Origin of the sequence: Streptomyces sp. SAT1 (assembly GCF_001654495.1) — a bacterium.
Classification (GTDB): domain Bacteria; phylum Actinomycetota; class Actinomycetes; order Streptomycetales; family Streptomycetaceae; genus Streptomyces; species Streptomyces andamanensis.
Window position 1 is genome coordinate 2615877 of sequence record NZ_CP015849.1, and the last position, 19094, is coordinate 2634970.

Consider the following 19094-nt stretch of genomic DNA (forward strand, 5'->3'; position numbering starts at 1 on the left):
GGAGGGAGGCTACCCGCACCGGCCGCGCCCTTTGCTCAGGAGAAGCTCTGAACCGCGCGGCCGGCGCCGGGTGTCCGGGTCAGAAGGTGACGTCGGAGCAGGCGTAGAACGCGTTGCCGGTGTCCGCGATCGTCCAGACGGCGAGGATCACGTGGTGGCCGCTCAGACCGGTGGGCAGGGTGCCGCTGTGGCTGAGGGTGGCCGGGGGCTGCTTGCCGCCGTAGGGGATCGTGAGGAACGGCGTGGTGTTGAGGTCGCTCCTGCTCAGGGCGTGGTCCTGGTTCCAGCCCTGCTTGGTGGCGTAGTACTTGAAGTCGGTCGTGGCGTGCCGTGCCTCGAACTGCCAGCGGAAGGTGTAGCTCTGGCCGCCGGTCACCTTGGTGGTGGGCCAGTCCGCACCCTTGGGGGTCCGGGCGCCGTCGAGCTGCCCGAACCGGTCCAGGCCGCCCGAGCACAGGTGCCCGTCGGCCGGTCCGCCCGCCGGGAAGCCCTTGGGCCCCTCGACGCTCTGCGGCTCCCACTGGATCTCGCCGCAGCCGCGCACCGTGCCGTCGGCACAGAGCAGCTGCCTGCTGATGGGGAGGTCGGTGTAGCCGTGGCTGCTGGCACCGCCGGTGGAGAGCGCGAGAGCACCGGTGGTGGCGAGGCCCAGCACGGCCGCGTACAACTTGGCCTTGGTCCGCATGGAGTCGCTCCTGGTGAACGTGTGGGGAGGTTCGCTGAGCTGAACTGTGCTGGTGTGCTGGTCTAGACCAAGTCCAGATTATGGCCGCCACTTGAACATGTCCATACCAATCACGGGATGGTTTCCCGCCGTCCCGCGCAGAACGCCACCGTCAGATCCCGCACCAGCACCTTGCGCTCCCCGGCGTCCAGATCGACCAGTCCCCGCATGGTCAGCCGGGTCACCGTGTCCTCGACCGAGTCCACCACCGAGGTCAGCGCACCGGCCCGGTCGCGGGCGTCCAGCGCGGCCACGCTGCGCCGGTGCATGGCCCCGGCGACCTCCGGGTCGTACTCGACCCGGGCCGGGCGGACCGAGAACACCTCGATCCCGACCGGCTCCGCCTCCCGCGCCACCAGCCGGGTCAGCGCCTCCCCGGCCGCCTCCGCCGTCTGGCGCGCGCCGCCCGCCGCGCGCACCGTCACCCGCGCCAGCGCGGCCTCCACACAGTCCCGCAGATACCCCTCGTGGTCGTCGACGCCGAGCGCGGCCCGTGCGGTGTCCCGCACCCGCCAGACCACGAGGACCGCCACCCGCAGCGCGACCCCGTCCGCGTCGGCGGCCGGAAGCGGTTCGCTGCGCCAGTGCCGCAGCCGTACGTCGACCCGGCGGCGCGGCACCAGCGGGTTGACCCACAGCAGCCCGCCGCGCCGGACGGTCCCCCGGTAGCGGCCGAACCGCTGGAGCACCCAGGCCCGCCCGGTCCGCCCCCGGGCCAGCCCGCCGAAGCCGAGCAGCCCGAGCGCCCCGGCCCCGGCGTACGCGGCCCACTGCGGCAGGCCGAGACCCGCCCCCGTGACCGACGGCAGCCGCAGCACCTCCACCGCGAGCGGCGGCAGCACCCCCGCCCACCAGGAGGTGAGCACACAGCCCACCGCCCCGCAGGCACCGGCCAGGACACCGGCCGCGCCGGGCAGCGTCCGGGCCGGCCGCTCCACCAGGGCGGGGTCCACCCCGGGCGCCGGGCGGGCCGGCGCGGGCACCCGGCGGCGCGGGCGCGACGGCTCGTCCGGGCCGCCCCGCCTGCTGCCCACCACGGCGGGCCGGACGGGGGCCGCCGGTGCCGCGGGCGAGGACCGCGCGGGCGCGGGGGCCGGGCCGGCCTCGTCGCGGAAGAGCAGGTGGACCGGGATCTCGGTGGTCGCCTCGTTCTGGATGAGCCGAGGGAAGGAACGATTCGGCAGGTCGGCCGGGAGCTCCATGCGATCCACGTCACACTCCATACGGACTTGTCCGGATCTATGCACGATGATCAGTGCCACAATCAGCCCAAAAATACGCATGTCTGACGGTCTGAATGACGCGAAGGGGCCTCTCCCGGCGCTCCCCCCACCCCCGGGCGGTGGTCACAGGCACCTCACTGCTTCCTGTAAAGTTCTCCACGTCAGCAGGCGCCGCTAGCTCAGTTGGTTAGAGCAGCTGACTCTTAATCAGCGGGTCCGGGGTTCGAGTCCCTGGCGGCGCACGATGACGATGGCGGGTCTTGTCCACAGAAAGCGTGGACAAGACCCGCCATCGTCGTTTTTGCACGGCTGCGCCGCGCGCGGTGGGGGCCCCGCCACCCACACCCCCGACACCGGAAGGCCCCTCGGGCGAGCGAGGGGCCTTCCGCGTTCCTCGGTCACCACCCCCGCCCCTGGCTGATCTTGTTCGTGCGTGTGGACGGCCTACCCGGCTGCTGCGACCTCGCGGGCCGTGTCCGCGAGCCACACCGGGGCGTCCCGGTCGATGGTGCGCAGCGTGCACCGGAGGCGGACACGGGTCCGGGACGACGTGACCGCCCGCAGGATCGGTTCGAGCCGGAGCAGCGGCGCTTCGGCGTCCCGCCACGCGCCGAGCTGCACAAGGGCGGTCAGCTCCGCGAGCACGTTGCCGAACTCCCGGCGGCCCCCGCCACCCCTGGAGCCCTCCGAACTCCGCTGGAGGTGCGGGAGGGCTGCCCGGGGGTCTCCGAGGCTGAGCAACGCCTCACCGGTGTGCAACTCCACTTCCGTGGTGTCGATCCACCAGGTGAACGCGGGATCGTTGGCCTGTATCGAGTCCTGGAGTGCTCCCGTGGCCCGCTCCAGCGCGTCCAGGGCGCGGGCCCGGTCTCCGGCCTGCGCGAGACTCCGCGCGCGCCGTACGCGGGCCATGAGCGCCACGCGGCCGCGCACCTCGCGGCCGGTCAGCATCTCGTCCGTGATCGCCATGGCCTCACCGGCGCGGCCGGCATGCACGTCGATCATGGCGATCAGGTCCAGGATGAACCACTCCAGCGGGCCGTCCCCGGCGAGCCGGGCCAGGGCGTGTGCCTCCGCCAGCGTGGCGCGCGCCTCGCGGAACCGGGCGGCGTCGTGGAGCAGCCACCCGGCCACTTCCCCGATCTCCGCCACTTGGGCGAGGTGCTGTCTGTCCTCGCCGGTGATCCGGCCGCGCTCCGCCTCCCACACCTGCAGGGCCGCGTCCGCCACGTGGTCCCCGCCGTGGCGGTTGTCGTGCGCGAGCAGCCACCCCACGGCGTCCTGCACGTACGTGTCCGGGTCACGGTCGGCGCAGTCCGGCGGCTCAGCTTCCCCCCGGGCTCGCGCGGCCTCCCGCTCCAGGGCGCCCAGCGGCTGCCCGAGCACCTGCGCGAGCGGAGGCAGCCACGCGTCCGGGATGCGCCCGCCGCGCTCCCACCGGGAGACCTCATTGCGCGTCAGGGTGGTGATCCCGGCGACGGCGCACAGCCGGTGGGCCAGGGAGCGCTGCGAGAGGCCCACGCCTGCGCGCAGGCTCGCCAGGTGCGCGCCGAACTGGGCACGTCTCGCTCGGTCGTTCATGCGGTGCCTCCTGCCACCAAGTTACTCGCGATGGCCCCTCCCCTGGCCCCCCGTGCGGCCCCTCCCACCGATCGGGGACGCCGGTTACCTGAACGCGAAGCGTCCCGGCGACCGCGCGAACGGCCCCGGGACTCGGCCGACCTGAGAGAGCAGATCGACATGCCGCAACCTACAACCCGGACCCGCCCCACCGGCCACCCCGGGTACTCCGAGACGCTGCCGGGAGAACCCGGGAGCGCCGCTACGGCGCGGCAGTTGGTCCGAGGCGCCTGCGCCGTCCGGGGGCTGGAGGAACTGGCCGAGGACGGCGCCCTGATCGTCTCCGAGCTGGTGTCCAACGCCGTCCGGCACGCCCGGCGCGAGAGCATCCGCGTGGTGGTGGAGCGCACGGCCCAGAACACGGTGCGCGTGGCCGTCGCGGACCTGTCCCGGGCGCGTCCGATGGAGCGCGAAGCGGACGGCGGTGACGAGGGCGGGCGCGGCCTGCGCCTCGTGGCGGCGCTGGCCGCCGACTGGGGCACGGACGTGCGGCGCTGGGGCAAGGTCGTGTGGGCGGACCTGGAGGGGCGCGGATGACCGTCGAAGAGACGCCCGGTCGAAGCCTGGCCCGAGCGCACCTGTCGCAGCTGATCGAGTTGTTCGGCTCGGACGGGTGCCTGCGCATCAGCCCCGCCTCCGAGCCCGACGCGACCGGCTGGGCTCCGGCTCCCGACTCCGAGGGCGGGGAGCCGGAGGAGGACGAATAGGGCAGCGGTCCGGGGTTCGAGTCCTGGCGGCGCACGACACCGGAAGGCCCCTCGGGCGAGCGAGGGGCCCTCCGCGTTCCCCGGTCACCGCCCCCCACCCCCGCTCGCACTCATGTGCACCCCCCGAAGGCGCGGCTTCCGCGCGTCGAGTGCCGTCGGGCCGGGCAGCCATGCAACCGGTACGAAACGGGATCGACACGCGCCGGACCGCGCGTGGGGGGATGAGTCATGACATCGACGCCGCCGCCGGGCGCCCGGCACCGCAGCGGCAGCACCACCGGGGCGTTCCGCACGATCAGGAGCACCCTGCCCAGATACGACTACGAGCACCACAGCCGGCTGGCCGGACCGCTCACCCGGCCCGACCCGGACCGCCCCTACCGGGTGCGCCACCGCTCCCTGCTGGCCCAGGAGCCGCACCGGGTCCGGGTCACGCTGATGCTGGTGGCCGCGCCGCTGCTCTCCCTGGTCCTGCTGGCCTGGCTGATGCAGCCCGCCCACTGGACCGAGCGCGACCATCCGGCCCACTCCTGGCTGCCGTTCCTGGACGCGGTGATGCTGGTCTCGATCGGCCTGATCGAGCTCTTCCGCTGTGTGAACGTGCTGTCCAACGCGCACGCCACCCTGGTCGCCCGCGACCCCGTCCCGGTGGTGCCGGAGAGCGGCACCCGGGTCGCCTTCCTCACCACGTTCGTGCCCGGCAAGGAGCCGCTGGAGCTGGCCGCCAGGACGCTGCGGGCCGCCGTCCGGCTGCGGCACCGGGGCGTCATGCACGTATGGCTGCTCGACGAGGGCGACGACCCCGGGGCGAAGGCGCTCTGCGCGCGCCTGGGCGTGCACCACTTCACCCGCCGGGGCGTCGAGCGCTGGAACCGGCCCAGCGGCCCGCACCGGGCCAGGACCAAGCACGGCAACTACAACGCCTGGCTCCAGGCGCACGGCGGCGCCTACGACGTCCTCGCCTCCGTCGACACCGACCATGTGCCGCTGCCCAACTACCTGGAGCGGATGCTCGGTTACTTCCGCGACCCGGACGTCGGCTTCGTCGTCGGACCGCAGGTCTACGGCAACTACGACACCTTCGTCACCAAGGCCGCCGAGTCGCAGCAGTTCCTCTTCCACGCGCTGATCCAGCGCGCCGGGAACCGCTACGGCGCCCCCATGTTCGTCGGCACCTGCAACGCCGTGCGGATCAGTGCCCTGAAGCAGATCGGCGGGCTGCACGACTCGATCACCGAGGACATGGCGACCGGCTTCGAGATGCACCGCGCCAAGAACCCCGCGACCGGCCGCCGGTGGAAGTCCGTGTACACCCCGGACGTGCTCGCGGTCGGCGAGGGCCCCGCCTCCTGGACGGACTTCTTCTCCCAGCAACTGCGCTGGTCCCGGGGGACGTACGAGACGATCCTCACGCAGTACTGGAAGGGCTTCGGCTCGCTGCCGCCGGGCCGCCTCCTCAACTACACGATGCTGGTCGCCTTCTATCCGCTGTCCGCGCTCAACTGGATCCTGGCCGCGCTGAGCTGCGCGCTCTTCCTGGGCCTCGGCGCCTCGGGCGTGAACATCGACCCCGTGGTCTGGCTGATGCTGTACGGGAACGCGTCCGCGCTCCAGATCGGCCTGTACGTCTGGAACCGCCGGCACAACGTCTCCCCGCACGAACCCGAGGGCTCCGGCGGGGTGGCCGGCATGGTGATGTCGGCGCTGTCCGCGCCGGTGTACGCCCGCGCGCTGCTGGACGCGATGCTGCGCCGCCCCAGCCGGTTCGTGGTGACGCCCAAGGGCGCGGCGCACAGCCCGGACACGCTGTTCGGCACGTTCCGTGTGCACTGGTTCTTCGTGCTGGTCTTCGGCGGCTCGATCGTGGCCGGGATCGTCCGCGGGCACTCCCACCCGGCGATGCTCACCTGGGCCGGGCTAGCCCTGCTGATCACCCTCTCCCCCGTCGCCGTCCGGCTCTGCTCGCCGCGGCGGCCAGGGACCGGACCCGGGCGGGAGGCACACCCGGCGCAGCCGACGAACTCGGCGCACGCGGCGCCTTCGGCGCGGGACGCCGCGCCCCGGGCGTACGCCGGGCACGGGACGGGAGGGCGTGAGGCATGAGGGACCGGGCCGGTCTGCGCCGGGCCCGCCGGGTCGGGCTCGGCGCCGTGGTGGTGCTCGCCCTGGCCGGGATGAACGGGCCGTGGCTCTACCGCTTCGGCGCGCAGCGCTACCACCAGTACAAGATCGACGAGCCGGGATACAAGGCGTCCCACGGCCACTGGGACATCGTGGAGTTCCCGAAGGAGTACCGGCAGGACACCATCCACGCGGTGCTCCTGCACACCGGGAAGGTGCTGCTGGTCGCGGGCTCGGGCAACAACCAGGCGAACTTCGACGCCAGGCGGTTCGACTCCCGGCTGTGGGACCCGGTGAAGGGCACCGTCAAGAAGGTGCCCACACCGACCGACCTGTTCTGCACGGGCCACACCCAGCTCGCGGACGGCAGCATCCTGATCGCGGGCGGCACCAAGCGCTACGAGAAGCTGAAGGGCGACGTCACCAAGGCCGGCGGTCTGATGATCGTCCACAACGAGAACCCGGACGAGCCGGTCACCCTGCCCGCGGGCACCCGCTTCACCGGGAAGGCCAACGGCAGGACGTTCGTCTCCAGGGACCCGGTGCTCGTCCCGCGCGCGAGGAAGAACTTCGACCGGACCGGGAGGTTCCTCGGCAACACCCCGGGACTCGGCCGGATCTACGTCGAGGCCGAGCACCGCGGCACCCGCTACGAGACCGGCACCCAGGACAACTACCGCGTCCAGGGCCTGACCGGCGCCGACGCCCGCAACACCTACGGCATCGCGCAGAAGCTCGCCCTGGACAAGAAGGACTTCCAGGGGATCCGGGACACCTTCGAGTTCGACCCGGTCGCCGAGAAGTACGTCAAGGCCGACCCGATGCACGAGGCCCGCTGGTACCCGACGCTCACCACCCTCGGCGACGGGAAGGTGCTCGGCGTCTCCGGTCTGGACGACATCGGCCAGCTGGTCCCCGGCAAGAACGAGCTCTTCGACCCGGCGACCCGGACGTGGGCGTACACACCGAAGGCCCGTCAGTTCCCGACCTACCCGGCGCTGTTCCTGATGCAGGACGGCAGGCTCTTCTACTCCGGGTCCAACGCGGGCTACGGGCCCGCTGACGTGGGCCGCGCCCCGGGCGTGTGGGACGTGGACAGCAACCGGTTCACCCCGCTGCCCGGACTGAGCGACCCGGACCTGATGGAGACGTCCGGCACGGTGCTGCTGCCGCCCGCCCAGGACGAGCGGTACCTGGTCATCGGCGGCGGGGGCGTCGGGGAGTCCGCGCGCTCCAGCCGCAGGACCCGGCTGATCGACCTGAAGGCGGCGCACCCGCGCTTCACCGACGGCCCCTCGCTGGACCGGGGCACCCGCTACCCGCAGGCGTCGGTCCTGCCCGACGACACCGTGCTGGTCTCCGGCGGCTCCGAGGACTACCGGGGGCGCGGCGCCTCCGACATCCTCCAGGCCCGGCTGTACGACCCGCGCACCGGCGCCTTCCGCCGGGTCGCCGATCCGCTGGTGGGCCGCGACTACCACTCCGGTTCGCTGCTGCTGCCGGACGGCCGGGTGATGTTCTTCGGCTCCGACCCGCTCTACGGCGACAAGGCCGGCACCAGGCCGGGCACCTTCGAGCAGCGCATCGAGATCTACACCCCGCCCTACCTGTACCGGGGCGCGCGGCCCGCCCTGTCCGGCGGCCCGGGGACCGTGGCGCGCGGCGCCCCGGCCACCTTCGTCTCGCGGGACGCCGCGACGATCAGGAAGGCCCGGCTGATCCGGCCGAGCGCCTCCACGCACGTCACGGACGTGGACCAGCGCTCGATCGCGCTGGACTTCACGGTGTCGGGCGACCGGGTCACCGTACGGGTGCCGGAGAACCGGAACCTGGTGCAGCCGGGCTGGTACATGCTGTTCGTGGACGACGCCCGGGGCACGCCCAGTGTCGCCCGGTGGGTGCGGGTCCGGTGAGCCGCGCACCCGGCCCCGGGCGCCTACCGGGCCGCTCCCGCCAGCGCGAGGGCGTACTCCTCCCACCAGTCGCCCGCCTTCGGGCCGCCCTTGCAGGTGCCGTCGGACTCGCCGGGGCGCTTGACCCAGAGGTAGGCGTCGGCGAGCGGGTCGGCGGTCCGTGTCGTGGGCGGCTCGCCGAGGGCCCGGCCGGGCGGGTTGCACCAGCGTTCGCCGGGGTCGCCGTCCGTGGCGGGGCCGTTGCCGTTGCGGCTGGTGTCGACGACGAAGTGCTTGCCGCCGGTCAGCGCGGAGAGCTGTCGGCCGTAGGCGAGCGACCGGCCGGTGGAGTAGAAGTTGGCGACGTTGACGGCGAAGCCGTCCGCCTGTTCGACGCCCGCCCGCCGCAGCGGCTCGTGGATCTGGCCGGGCCGGCCCCAGCCGGGGTTGCCCGCGTCCAGGTAGACCTCGGTGCGCCCGAGGGACTTGAGGGTGGCGACGGCCCCGGCGAGCAGGTCGTAGCGCTCCTCCTGGAACTCGGCCGGGGTGCAGCCGTCCACCAGGTGCGGCACGGCGTCCGGCTCCAGCACCACCGTGGCGGCGCGGCCGCCGATGCCGCGGGCCACCGCGGCGATCCAGGCCCGGTAGGCGTCGCCGTCGGCGGCGCCGCCGCGCGAGTAGCGGCCGCAGTCGCGGTGCGGGATGTCGTACAGGACGAGCAGCGCGGTGCGGCCCGCCCGGTCGGCGGCCTCGGTGAAGCCGCGCGCCTCCCGCTCGGGGTTCTCCGGTCCGATCCACTGGCCGGTGGGCTGCTCGGCGATCCTGCGGAGCAGCGCGGCCTCGTCCGTGCGCCCGGCCCGGACCAGACCTGCGAGGCGGCGGGCCGCCGTGCTGTCCGGGTTCACCCAGTACGGGTCACCGGCCGCCCCGGGCCGCTGGGTGACCGCCGCGCCCGCCCCGTCGTCCCCGCCCGGGGACGCCGAGGAGCACCCGGCCGCCAGCAGCGCCGCCCCCAGCACCACCGCCGCCGCGCGGACGCGCCCGCGGGCCCCCTTGTGGCCGTGCATACGACTCCCCCTCGTCCCCCTCGTCCCCGCCGGCGCATTCGACCCTTCAGGCGCATACGGCGCATTCGCCGCGTTCCATGCTGCCAGGCGACGGCGGTCTCACGGGCCGGTTCGGGTGAGGTACGCCGAGACGGCGGGGCCGGGCAGCTCGGCGCGCCGGTCCGGGTGGTCCTGGGCGGGCCGGCCGACCGCGGCCATGTCCCCGGTCGTCGGCACGGCCGGTGACCGCTGTACGTCGGCCGAGGCGCCCCACTGCCACAGCGCGAGCAGCAGCGCCACCCAGAGCACCGCGGCGAGGAGGCGGCCGGCGCCGCGGAAGCGTTCGGTGTACGACATCGTGATCCCGTCCTTCAGTGCTCGCCTTCAGTGCTCGGTGCGCCGCCGGCCGCGCCCGCTCGCGCCGTCTCCGGCGCGGGCGGCGCGGGCCCGGGGCAGGAGGACGACGGCGGCCGCGGCGGCGCCCGCGAGGACCAGCCCGGTCACCGCGTGCGCCGTGCCGGGCAGGGGTGCGACGGCGTGTGCGGCGGGGGTGGGCCGCGCCGGGGAGGGCTCCGGGTGCGCCGCCCGTGCGGGTGCGGCGGCGGGCGCGGCCGCCGCTGACGGCGCCGCGGGGCTGCCGCCGGCCCCGGCGGTGCCGTCGCCGGTGCCGGAGGCGGGGCCCAGGGCCGGTGCGAAGGCGCCGGCCACCAGCAGTCCTGTACAGAGTGTCAGGCGCAGTGAACCCATCGTGAGACCTCCGGGTACCAGGAGACTCCACGGCAGGGGCGTCCGCATCCGCAACGGGCCGGTGCTGCTCCGAACGGGTGAGCACATGGTGCAGCGCCCGCCCGGATGCCGGGCGGGCGCTGGACCGGAAGGCGGGGTGCCGCCGCTGGGCCCGCGCTCAGATCTGCTCCACGAGGTCGGCGATGGAGGCGACGACCTCGGAGGGGCGGAACGGGTAGCGGTCGACGTCGTCGGGCTGGGTCACGCCGGACAGCACCAGGAAGGTGCGCATCCCGGCCTCCAGACCGGCGAGCACATCCGTGTCCATCCGGTCCCCGATCATGGCGGAGGTCTCCGAGTGGGCGCCGATCGCGTTCAGCCCGGCCCGCATCATCAGCGGGTTGGGCTTGCCGACGAAGTACGGCTTCTTGCCGGTCGCCGCGGTGATCAGCGCGGCGACCGAGCCGGTGGCGGGCAGGTCGCCCTCCACCGACGGTCCGACGTTGTCGGGGTTGGTGGCGATGAACCGGGCCCCGTCGTTGATCAGGCGCACGGCCTTGGTCAGCGCCTCGAAGGAGTACGTACGGGTCTCGCCGAGGATCACGAAGTCGGGCTCGTGGTCGGTGAGGATGTACCCGACGTCGTGCAGCGCGGTGGTCAGACCGGCCTCGCCGATGACGTAGGCGCTGCCGCCGGGCCGCTGGTCGTCCAGGAACTGCGCGGTGGCCAGGGCCGAGGTCCAGATGTTGTCCACCGGTACGTCCAGTCCCATCCGGCGCAGCCTGGCGTGCAGGTCGCGCTGGGTGTAGATGGAGTTGTTGGTGAGCACCAGGAACGGACGGCCCGAGTCGCGCAGCTTCTTCAGGAAGGCGTCGGCGCCGGGGATCGGGACACCCTCGTGGATCAGTACACCGTCCATGTCGGTGAGCCACGACTCGATGGGCTTGCGGTCTGCCATGGGCTTCGGTCTCCTGCCGTACGCGGGCCTGCGTGGCCCCAGCCTAACCAGTGGCCCGATCTTGCCGGAACGGTTCAGCTCCCGGTGGCCGCCTTCCACGCGTCGACGTACGCGGTGAGGTTCTTGTCGATGTCCGCCCAGTCCGGCTGGAACACCTCGACGCCCGTCATCAGCTTGGCCAGCGCGGTGGCGTTGGCGTCGGTGGCCTTGACGTCCGTGCGCGAGCTGAAGCCGCCGCCGATCTCGCTGACCTGCTCCTGGGCCTGCCGGGCGAGCATGAAGTCGAGGAGCTTGCGGCCGTTGTCGGAGTGCGGGGCCTTGGTGACGAGCCCGGCGGCGTAGGGCAGCGCGAAGGTGGTGGGCCGGCCGCCCTGCCGGGCCGGGAACCAGATGCCGAGGTTCGGCATGGTCTTGGACTGGGCGTAGTTCATCTGGACGTCGCCGTTGGCGACGAGCAGTTCGCCCTTGTCCACCTTGGGGGCGAGCTTGCCGGTGGAGGCGGACGGACCGACGTTGTTGGCCTGGAGCTTCTTCAGGTACTCCAGGGCCGCGTCCTTGCCGCCGAAGTCGTGCATGGCCTTGACCAGGACGGCGGTGCCGTCGCCCGCGACACCGGGCGTGGAGTACTGGAGCCGGTTCTTGAACTTCGCGTCCAGAAGCTGCTCCCAGGTGGTGGGCGCGGGCTTCAGCTCCTTCTTGTCGTAGACGAAGCCGAAGTAGTTGTTGACGACCGAGGTCCAGGTGCCGTCGGCGGCCTTGTCGGCGGCGGCCACCTGGTCGGCGCCCTTGGGGGTGTACTTCTGGAGCAGGCCCTTGCCGTCGGCCTGCTGGATGAACGGGGGCAGCGTGACCAGCACGTCGGCCTGCGGGTTGGCCTTCTCGCGGACGGCGCGCTGCACCATCTCGCCGGAGCCGCCCTCGACGTACTTGACCTTGATGCCGGTCTGCTTCTCGAAGTCCTTGAAGACGCGGTCGTACCAGCCGTCGCCGTTCTCGCCCTTGAGGCCGTCGGCGCTGTAGACGGTGACGGACTTGTCGTCGGCGGCGGCGGAGGAGCCGCCGCAGGCGGACAGCAGCGGGGTGGCGAGCACGGCGAGCGCGACGGCGAGCTTGAGGGTGTTCCTGGGCATGACGGGACGGACTCCTTGCGGGGGCGGAAGCCTGAGACGTGGGACGGGAGGGACCAACGGCGGGGGGTTGGGTCAGCGGTAGGTCGCCCGGGTGCGGACGCGGGAGACGGCCAGCAGGGCGAGCAGGGTGACCGCCATCAGCACCACGGCGACGGCGGAGCCGGTGAACAGGGAGCCCCGGTCGGTGGCGGCGAAGATCAGCACCGGCAGCGGGGTCCAGTCGGGCGGGTAGAGCATCATCGTGGCGCTCAGCTCGCCCATGGACAGGGCGAAGCAGAGCCCGGCGGCGGCCGTGAGCGAGGGCAGCAGCAGCGGCAGCCGCACCCGCCACAGGACAGAGGAGGGGCGGGCGCCGAGCGAGGCGGCGGCCTGCTCGTAGGCCGGGTCGAGGCGGACGATCGCCGCCGACACGGACTGGTGGGCGAAGGCGGTGACCAGCACGGTGTGCGCGAGGATCACGATCCAGCTGGTGCCGTTGAGCAGCATCGGCGGCTTGGAGAAGGCCACCAGGACCGACAGGCCGACCACCACCGACGGCACGGCGACCGGCAGCACGAACAGCGCGTCCAGCACCCGGCGGTGGCTCTTCCTGAGCGCCGCTCCGGCCAGCGCGGCCCAGGTGCCCACGGCCAGCGCGAGCAGGCTCGCGGTGACGGCGGTGACCAGGCTGGTGGTCAGCGCCTGGAGGGCGTCGCCGCGGGTGGCGGTGCGGTAGTTGCCGGTGGTCAGGCCCGAGGGCAGCACACCGGACCAGTGGGTGGCGAAGGAGGCGCCGAGGACGACGAGGAGGGGCAGGGCGAACAGGGGCAGGAAGAGGACGAGGAACACCGCCCACACGGCCCAGCGGCCCTTGCGGCTATGCACCAGCACGGCGGCTCACCACCCGGTAGAGGCCGTAGAGGCCCACGGAGATCAGGACGTTGACGACGGCGACCACACAGGCGCCCGGGTAGTCGGACTCCAGGATCGCCTTGCTGTAGACGAGCATCGGCAGGGTGGTGACGCCCTTGGCGCCGGTGAACAGGACGATGCCGAACTCGTTGAGGCACAGCACGAGCACCAGGCTCCCGCCGGCCCCGAGCGCGGGCAGCGCCTCGGGCAGGATCACCTGCCGGACGATGCGCGGGGCGCGGGCGCCCAGCGAGCCGGCCGCCTCCAGCTGCGCGGTGTCCAGCTGGGTGAACGCGGCGAGCAGCGGGCGCATCACGAACGGCGTGAAGTAGGTGATCTCCGCGAGCAGCACGCCCCAGGGCGTGGTCAGGAACTCGAAGGGCCCGTCGGCGGAGCCGGTGACCTGGGTCCACAGCCCGTTGGCCAGTCCGGTGCGGCCGTAGACGAACAGCAGCGCCAGGGTGATCAGGAAGGACGGGAAGGACAGGAAGACGTCGATGAACTTCGCCACGCCCTTCGCGCCGGGGAACGGCACGAAGGCGATGACCAGCGCGAGCACGAAGCCCAGCACCAGGCATCCCGCCGTGGCGGCGAGCGCGAGCCACACGGTGGTCCACAGCGCCTCGCGGAAGGCGTCCGAGGCGAACACGTCGGCGTACGGCTGCACCGAGGTGCCGCCCGCGTCCGGCTGGAAGGACTGCCGCACGACCAGGGCGAGCGGGTAGAGGAAGAAGACGGCGAGCAGTACGACCGGGGGCAGCGCCCACAGCAGGCGCCGGGCCGTGCGGGACGCGGCGGGGGCGCGCACCGCTGCGGGGGGCGCCGGGGCGGCGCTGGGGCCCGCCGCACGGGCGGACGCCGGGGTGGTCAGCGGCTCAGTGCTCATCGCCGCTCACCCCCGCGGCCAGCAGCACCGCGTCCTCGGCGGCGAAGTGCAGGCTGACCTCGGCGCCGTGCGCGGGCGGCTCGCGCAGCTCGGGCAGGTCGGCCATCACCGGGTGGCCGTCGACGTCGACGTAGAGCCGGTGGGTGGAGCCGCGCCACTGGATCTCGCTGACGGTGCCGGTGAGCCGGTTGGGCCCGTCGCCGAGCCCGACCAGGTGCGGGCGTACGCACAGGGTGGCCCGCGCGCCGGCCGCCGCGCCCGCCGTGTCGACCGTCAGCTCGGCGGCGCCGAGGGCGGCGCCGCCGGGGGTCACGGTGACCGGCAGCAGGTTGGCGTTGCCGACGAAGGACGCCGTGAAGGCGTCGGCCGGGGCCCGGTACAGCTCCTGCGGTGTCCCGCAGGCCCGCAGCCGGGCCTTGTCCATGACCGCGATCCGGTCGGCCAGGGTCAGCGCCTCGATCTGGTCGTGGGTGACGTACAGGATGGACACGTCGGGCAGTTCGCGGTGCAGGCGCGCGAGTTCGGCGAGCATGCCCGAGCGCAGCCGGGCGTCCAGCGCGGACAGCGGTTCGTCCAGCAGCAGCACGGCGGGCCGGATGGCGAGCGCGCGGGCGATGGCCACGCGCTGCTGCTGGCCGCCGGAGAGCTCCCGGGGGTAGCGGCGCGCGTAGGCGGCCATGCCGGTCATCTCCAGGGCCTCGCCCACCCGGGCGCGGATCTCGGACCGGGCCGTCTTGCGGGCCTTCAGGCCGAAGGCCACGTTGTCCTCGACCCGCAGGTGCGGGAAGAGGGCGTACTGCTGGACGACCATGCCGATGCCCCGGCGGTGGGGAGGCAGGTCCGTCACGTCCCGCTCCCCGAGAAGCACCCGTCCCGACACGGGCCGCACGAACCCGGCGACCGCCCGCAGCGCGGTGGTCTTGCCGGAACCGGACGGTCCGAGGAGCGCCATCACCTCGCCGGGCGCGACGGTGAGGTCGAGCGAGTCGAGGACGACGTTGCCGTCGTAGGCGACCGTGACGGAGTCGAAGCGGATGCTCATCTCACCGGGCTCCCTCGAGCAGGGCGGGCAGGTCGGCGACGGACGGGAGGACATGGGTGGCGCCGGCGGCGCGCAGGTCGGGCTCGCGGTGCGCCCCGGTCAGCACGCCGGCGACGAGACCGGCACCGGCGCGGACGCCGCTGAGCATGTCGTAGGAGGTGTCCCCGACGACGGCCACCTGGTCCAGGGAGTCGGCCGCCCCGGTCCGCAGGAACGCCTCCAGCACCATGTCCGGGTACGGGCGTCCGCGCCCGCCCGCGTCGGCGGGGCACAGGGTGAGCGCGACCAGGTCGCGCCAGCCGAGCGCGTCGAGGATGGCGTCCTGGGTGACACGTGCGAACCCCGTGGACAGGACGACGGTGCGGCCGTTCGCCCGGATCGCCTCGATGGCCTCGCGGGCGCCGGGCACGGGCTCGATCAGCCCGTCGTCGACGAGTTCGCCGTACGCCTTCTCGAAGGCGGCGTTGGCCCGCTGGGCGGCCTCCTCGGTGCCGAACAGGTGCCGGAAGACGGAGATCTTCGACTCGCCCATGGTGGCGCGGACGTAGGCGACCTGTTCGGTGTGCTCGGCGGAGCCGGGCTCGACGCCCAGCTCGGCGGCGGCCGCGGCGAAAGCGCGCTCGACCAGGCCGCCGTCGGCGACGGTGGTCCCGGCCATGTCGAGGACGACCAGCCGGATGCCGGCGGGACCGGCCTGCGTGGAGGCGTCGGTGGTGGCGGGGGTGGGTGTCTCGGTCATGGGTTCTGTCACCAGCCCAGTTCGTTCGCGGTGCGTTCGGCTATCGCCGGGGAGCAGGTCATGCCGCGTCCGCCGGGTCCGGTGACCAGCCAGACGCCCTCGCGGACCTGCTGGCGGTGGACGACCCTGCTGGTGTCGGTGCACTGCGCGTACACCCCGGCCCAGCGGCGGCGGATCTTCGGCAGCGGGCGGCCCAGCAGCGACTCGACGACGACCGTCAGGTGCTCGTAGGGGTCCTCGACGGTGTCGAAGGCGAAGGGGTGCTCGTACTCGTGCGTGTCGCCGATGGTCAGTCCGCCGTCGGCGCGCTGCACCATGAGCAACTGCATCCGGTGCGCTGCGGCCGTCTCGGTCTGGGACTGGCCCGCGTTGAGCGCGTCCAGGGCCGGGGAGGCGTACGCCGGGTAGTAGCGGAAGCTGTCGGCGTCCGCGACCGAGGTGGGCAGCGGCTCGCCCAGCGGGTCGGTCTGCATCATCTGGAGCCGGACGCGGCGCACGGGCAGGCCGGGTCCGGCCAGCTCGCGCACGAGTCCGCCGAGCCAGGCGCCGGTGGCGAGCACCACCACGTCGGCGGAGTGCACGTCGCCGTGGTCGTCGCGGACGGCGCCCGCGCCGACGACCTCGCGCACCTCGCGGCCCGGCAGGAAGGTGTAGCCCGGCCGCTTGAGCAGTTCGGCCCGCAGGGCGAGCTGGGCGGTGCGCGGCTCGACGGCCGCGTCCCGCTCGCAGAAGAGGGCGGCGTCGAAGTCCCCGCGCAGCGCGGGGTTGAGGGCGCGGGCCTCGCCCGGGGTGAGCAGTTCGCGACCGCGTACGGCGGCGTCCGGGGCAGCGGCGGCGGCCTCGGCCACGGCCAGCTCCAGGGCGCCGCGTACGGGGGTGAGGGAGCCGTTGGCGCGGAAGCCCAGCGCGGGCACCCGGCCGCCGATCTCCTCCCACAGCTCCCGGGCGCGCAGCGCGGTCTCCAGCTCCTCACCACTGGCGCGCCCGCTCACCCAGATCTGCCCGAAGTTGCGCAGCGAGGCGCCGCGAGCCTCGGCCTCGCGCTCGATCTGCACGACCTCGTGGCCGCGTTCCACTGCTTGCCAGGCGTGCATGGTTCCCACCACGCCGGCTCCGACGACTGTCACTTTCACGACGGCAACGTTCCTCTCGAACAACGAACCGGAAGAGTCCTGCTGACAACGAGAGCCTGAACGAGGCGCCAAAAATGGGCTAGACCCGTTATCTTTTCGTTATTCGAAGAGGGCGTGAAAGACGCCATGGTCCGCGGTGGCGGTCAGCCGTCCAGCCGGGCGGTGAAGGAGAACCGGTCCCCCCGGTACAGGCTCCGCACCCGTTCCAGCGCCCCGCCCACCGCGTCCCGCGAGACACGGTGGATCAGCAGCATGGGCAGCGCGGGCGGGGTGCCGATGAGCAGCGCCTCGCGCGGGGTGGCGAGCACGGTCTCGATGCGCTCGTCGGCGTCGCCGCAGGACAGGCCCAGGGTCTGGAGGTAGCCGTAGAAGGACGAGTCCGGGTCGAAGTCGGTGTCCAGGCGCGGCACGCGCGCCACGGCCACATAGGTGCTCTCCAGGCCGACCCGCTCGTCGTCCGCGAGCAGGATCCGCTCCAGGTGCCACACCGGCTCGCCCCGGGTGAGCCCGGTCTCGGCGGCCAGCGCCTCGGGGCACGGGAAGCGGTCGAGACCGACGAGCGTACGCCCCGGCGTACGGCCCTGACGGCGCACGCCCTCGGTGTAGCTGGCCAGTGACAACGGCTGCTCCAGCTTGGGACCCGCGACGACCGTCCCGCGGCCCCGGCGCCTGAGTTTGCCCTCCAGGAGCAGTTCGCGCAGCGCCTGGCGCACGGTCTCGCGGGCGACGCCGTACTCCTCGGACAGATCGCGTTCGGTGGGGATCGCGCCGCCCTCGCCCAGTTCGCCGATGAGGCGGTCGATCCGCGCCTTCACCGCGTAGTACTTGGGGATCCGGCCGTGCTCCGGGATGCCGGAGCGGACCGGCGCGCCGGGGGCCTGGTCGTTCGGGTAGTCCACCGGGGAATGTTCGCAGACCCGGACGCGTGCTCGGCGCCGCCGCCGGATCCGGGGTGGCTCAAAGTCGCCTCCGGGGGCGACGGGGGGGCGCTCCCGCCGGGGGCGGCCGCCCCCCGCCGGGGGTGGGGCAACTCCCGCCGCCTCCCCGCCTATCCGCCCCCTCGCCCGAACAGCGGCGCCAGCAGCAGCTGCGCCGCGCCCTCCGCGACCCCGCGCGCTCCGGTCGGCGCCCGGCGGACCGGGACCGCGCCCTCCGGCAGCCCGTTGCGCCGGACGCGCGCGGCGACCACCGCGCCCACCCCGGCCTCGAACGCCTCCGGGTCCGCCGCGACCGTACGCCCGCCGAGCAGCACCAGGTCGATGTCCAGGAGCCCCACGAGGTTGGCGGCGCCCGCGCCCAGCACACGCGCCGCCTCCGCCGTGTCCCCGCGCGCGACCGCCGCCAGGCACAGCGCCTCGACGCACCCCCGGTCCCCGCACTCGCACGGCGGCCCGTCCAGCTGGATCACCTGGTGCCCGAACTCGCCCGCGCCGGTGCGCGCGCCCCGGTGCACGCTCCCGCCGACGACCAGCCCGGCCCCCAGCCCCGTACCGAGGTGCAGATAGGCGAAGGAGCCGCCGCGCCCCTCGCCCGCGACCGCGAGCCCGAGCGCCGCCGCGTTGGTGTCCTTGTCCACGACGACCGGCACCCCGAGCCGCCGCTCCAGCGCGTCCCGCAGCGGGAAGCCGTCCCAGCCGGGGAAGCCGGTGACGCGGTGCAGCACCCCGCTTTCATGGTCGAGCGGACCGGGCAGCGCCACCCCTGCCCCGAGCAGCGAGGCGGCGGCCGCCTCCCGGGTGCTCGCCCCGAACGCCTCCGCCACCAGCGCCTCGGTCTGCTCCGCCACCGCCGCCACGACGGCACCCCCCTCCGCCCCCAGGTCCAGCGGCCGGCGGCGCTCGCCGGTCACGGTGCCGTCCAGGTCCACCAGGACGGCCCGCACCTCGTCCCGCTCGACGTGCACGCCCACCGCGCGGCCCGCCTCCGGGACCAGCCGCAGCACCGTGCGCGGCTTGCCCCCGGTGGAGGCCCGGCGCCCCGCCTCGGCCGCCAGCCCGCGGTCCCGCAGCCGCGCCGTGATCTTGCTGACCGCCTGCGGGGTGAGGCCGGTCCGCTCGGCCAGTTCGAGGCGGCTGATCCCGGCCGCGCCCGCCCGGCGCAGCAGGTCGAGCACGAGCGCGGTGTTGTGGCTGCGCAGGGCGAGCAGGTTCGCGCCCGAGCCCACGCCCACACCGTCCTCCCCGCCCGCGCGGGTGCGCGCGCCCGCGCCGGAGCCGCGTACCGTCCCGGCCATCTCCACCCTCGTCGCTCCCCGTC

The 19094-nt window shown here is 73.8% G+C and carries 19 protein-coding genes and 1 tRNA gene; 5 read left to right on the forward strand and 15 right to left on the reverse strand.

All coding sequences use genetic code 11. The features are described from left to right. Positions 1–79: 79 nt before the first annotated feature. Both A8713_RS11355 and A8713_RS11360 read right to left on the reverse strand, forming a co-directional pair. A complete protein-coding gene (locus A8713_RS11355) occupies positions 80–685 on the reverse strand; it encodes a lytic polysaccharide monooxygenase auxiliary activity family 9 protein (protein ID WP_064533312.1) in 606 nt (201 codons plus the stop codon). Between the two features lie 110 nt (positions 686–795). Further along, complete coding sequence (locus A8713_RS11360) at positions 796–1926, reverse strand: SPFH domain-containing protein (protein ID WP_079158915.1); 1131 nt, start codon at positions 1924–1926, stop codon at positions 796–798. Positions 1927–2115: 189 nt separating this feature from the next. Here A8713_RS11360 and A8713_RS11365 point away from each other — a divergent pair. Next, positions 2116–2189: transfer RNA gene (locus A8713_RS11365), tRNA-Lys, on the forward strand. A 202-nt stretch (positions 2190–2391) separates the two neighbouring features. Here the strand turns inward: A8713_RS11365 and A8713_RS11370 are convergent. After that, on the reverse strand, positions 2392–3528 hold the full coding sequence (locus A8713_RS11370; protein WP_064533314.1) for a helix-turn-helix domain-containing protein: 1137 nt from the start codon (positions 3526–3528) through the stop codon (positions 2392–2394). Between the two features lie 159 nt (positions 3529–3687). Between A8713_RS11370 and A8713_RS11375 the strand changes: the two genes are divergently transcribed. From A8713_RS11375 to A8713_RS11385, 4 genes are all read left to right on the forward strand, one after another. Next, positions 3688–4104 carry an ATP-binding protein gene (locus tag A8713_RS11375; RefSeq protein WP_064533315.1) on the forward strand — a complete coding sequence of 139 codons (417 nt, stop codon included), beginning with the start codon at positions 3688–3690 and terminating at the stop codon, positions 4102–4104. Continuing rightward, entirely contained in the window at positions 4101–4274 is a 174-nt protein-coding gene (locus tag A8713_RS33535; protein WP_159393083.1) for a hypothetical protein, read from the forward strand. The genes A8713_RS11375 and A8713_RS33535 overlap by 4 nt, the downstream gene beginning before the upstream one ends. A 228-nt stretch (positions 4275–4502) precedes the next feature. Continuing rightward, on the forward strand, positions 4503–6377 hold the full coding sequence (locus tag A8713_RS11380; RefSeq protein ID WP_064533316.1) for a glycosyltransferase family 2 protein: 1875 nt from the start codon (positions 4503–4505) through the stop codon (positions 6375–6377). Continuing rightward, positions 6374–8308, forward strand: a complete 1935-nt coding sequence (locus A8713_RS11385) for a kelch motif-containing protein (protein WP_064533317.1) — start codon at positions 6374–6376, stop codon at positions 8306–8308. Before A8713_RS11380 ends, A8713_RS11385 begins: the two co-directional genes overlap by 4 nt. 23 nt (positions 8309–8331) lie before the next feature. Here the strand turns inward: A8713_RS11385 and A8713_RS11390 are convergent, their stop codons facing one another. The 12 genes from A8713_RS11390 to A8713_RS11445 form a co-directional block, all read right to left on the reverse strand. Next, entirely contained in the window at positions 8332–9354 is a 1023-nt protein-coding gene (locus tag A8713_RS11390; protein ID WP_064533318.1) for a glycoside hydrolase family 6 protein, read from the reverse strand. A 99-nt stretch (positions 9355–9453) separates the two neighbouring features. After that, positions 9454–9690 carry a hypothetical protein gene (locus A8713_RS11395; protein ID WP_064533319.1) on the reverse strand — a complete coding sequence of 79 codons (237 nt, stop codon included), beginning with the start codon at positions 9688–9690 and terminating at the stop codon, positions 9454–9456. 27 nt (positions 9691–9717) lie between these two features. After that, positions 9718–10080, reverse strand: coding sequence for a hypothetical protein (locus A8713_RS11400; RefSeq protein ID WP_159393084.1), 363 nt, complete (start codon positions 10078–10080; stop codon positions 9718–9720). 157 nt (positions 10081–10237) lie between these two features. Then, positions 10238–11017: an HAD-IIA family hydrolase gene (locus A8713_RS11405; RefSeq protein ID WP_018565629.1), complete on the reverse strand. Its 780-nt coding sequence runs from the start codon at positions 11015–11017 to the stop codon at positions 10238–10240. Positions 11018–11091: 74 nt separating this feature from the next. Continuing rightward, positions 11092–12147 carry a 2-aminoethylphosphonate ABC transporter substrate-binding protein gene (locus A8713_RS11410; protein ID WP_064533321.1) on the reverse strand — a complete coding sequence of 352 codons (1056 nt, stop codon included), beginning with the start codon at positions 12145–12147 and terminating at the stop codon, positions 11092–11094. Positions 12148–12219: 72 nt separating this feature from the next. Beyond that, complete coding sequence (locus A8713_RS11415) at positions 12220–13017, reverse strand: ABC transporter permease (protein ID WP_173860832.1); 798 nt, start codon at positions 13015–13017, stop codon at positions 12220–12222. Next, positions 13004–13924: a 2-aminoethylphosphonate ABC transporter permease subunit gene (locus A8713_RS11420; protein WP_064533322.1), complete on the reverse strand. Its 921-nt coding sequence runs from the start codon at positions 13922–13924 to the stop codon at positions 13004–13006. The genes A8713_RS11415 and A8713_RS11420 overlap by 14 nt, the downstream gene beginning before the upstream one ends. Further along, positions 13914–14966, reverse strand: a complete 1053-nt coding sequence (locus A8713_RS11425) for an ABC transporter ATP-binding protein (RefSeq protein ID WP_064533323.1) — start codon at positions 14964–14966, stop codon at positions 13914–13916. Before A8713_RS11425 ends, A8713_RS11420 begins: the two co-directional genes overlap by 11 nt. A gap of 1 nt (position 14967) precedes the next feature. Next, positions 14968–15705, reverse strand: coding sequence for a phosphonatase-like hydrolase (locus A8713_RS11430; protein WP_064533324.1), 738 nt, complete (start codon positions 15703–15705; stop codon positions 14968–14970). Positions 15706–15713: 8 nt separating this feature from the next. Next, positions 15714–16838, reverse strand: coding sequence for a TIGR03364 family FAD-dependent oxidoreductase (locus tag A8713_RS11435; RefSeq protein ID WP_064533325.1), 1125 nt, complete (start codon positions 16836–16838; stop codon positions 15714–15716). Between the two features lie 143 nt (positions 16839–16981). Further along, positions 16982–17737, reverse strand: a complete 756-nt coding sequence (locus A8713_RS11440; RefSeq protein WP_064533326.1) for a GntR family transcriptional regulator — start codon at positions 17735–17737, stop codon at positions 16982–16984. A gap of 149 nt (positions 17738–17886) precedes the next feature. Then, positions 17887–19071 (reverse strand): ROK family transcriptional regulator, encoded by a 1185-nt coding sequence (locus tag A8713_RS11445; protein WP_064537437.1) that lies wholly within the window; start codon positions 19069–19071, stop codon positions 17887–17889. Positions 19072–19094 lie beyond the last annotated feature (23 nt).

Coding starts and splice junctions, on each gene's coding strand:
- A8713_RS11425 (WP_064533323.1), bottom strand. CDS start 14,966: ATGAGCATCCGCTTCGACTCCGTCACGGTCGCCTACGACGGCAACGTC.
- A8713_RS11405 (WP_018565629.1), bottom strand. CDS start 11,017: ATGGCAGACCGCAAGCCCATCGAGTCGTGGCTCACCGACATGGACGGT.
- A8713_RS11370 (WP_064533314.1), bottom strand. CDS start 3,528: ATGAACGACCGAGCGAGACGTGCCCAGTTCGGCGCGCACCTGGCGAGC.
- A8713_RS11390 (WP_064533318.1), bottom strand. CDS start 9,354: ATGCACGGCCACAAGGGGGCCCGCGGGCGCGTCCGCGCGGCGGCGGTG.
- A8713_RS11395 (WP_064533319.1), bottom strand. CDS start 9,690: ATGTCGTACACCGAACGCTTCCGCGGCGCCGGCCGCCTCCTCGCCGCG.
- A8713_RS11430 (WP_064533324.1), bottom strand. CDS start 15,705: ATGACCGAGACACCCACCCCCGCCACCACCGACGCCTCCACGCAGGCC.
- A8713_RS11355 (WP_064533312.1), bottom strand. CDS start 685: ATGCGGACCAAGGCCAAGTTGTACGCGGCCGTGCTGGGCCTCGCCACC.
- A8713_RS33535 (WP_159393083.1), top strand. CDS start 4,101: ATGACCGTCGAAGAGACGCCCGGTCGAAGCCTGGCCCGAGCGCACCTG.
- A8713_RS11445 (WP_064537437.1), bottom strand. CDS start 19,071: ATGGCCGGGACGGTACGCGGCTCCGGCGCGGGCGCGCGCACCCGCGCG.
- A8713_RS11420 (WP_064533322.1), bottom strand. CDS start 13,924: ATGAGCACTGAGCCGCTGACCACCCCGGCGTCCGCCCGTGCGGCGGGC.
- A8713_RS11375 (WP_064533315.1), top strand. CDS start 3,688: ATGCCGCAACCTACAACCCGGACCCGCCCCACCGGCCACCCCGGGTAC.
- A8713_RS11385 (WP_064533317.1), top strand. CDS start 6,374: ATGAGGGACCGGGCCGGTCTGCGCCGGGCCCGCCGGGTCGGGCTCGGC.
- A8713_RS11410 (WP_064533321.1), bottom strand. CDS start 12,147: ATGCCCAGGAACACCCTCAAGCTCGCCGTCGCGCTCGCCGTGCTCGCC.
- A8713_RS11380 (WP_064533316.1), top strand. CDS start 4,503: ATGACATCGACGCCGCCGCCGGGCGCCCGGCACCGCAGCGGCAGCACC.
- A8713_RS11360 (WP_079158915.1), bottom strand. CDS start 1,926: ATGGAGCTCCCGGCCGACCTGCCGAATCGTTCCTTCCCTCGGCTCATC.
- A8713_RS11400 (WP_159393084.1), bottom strand. CDS start 10,080: ATGGGTTCACTGCGCCTGACACTCTGTACAGGACTGCTGGTGGCCGGC.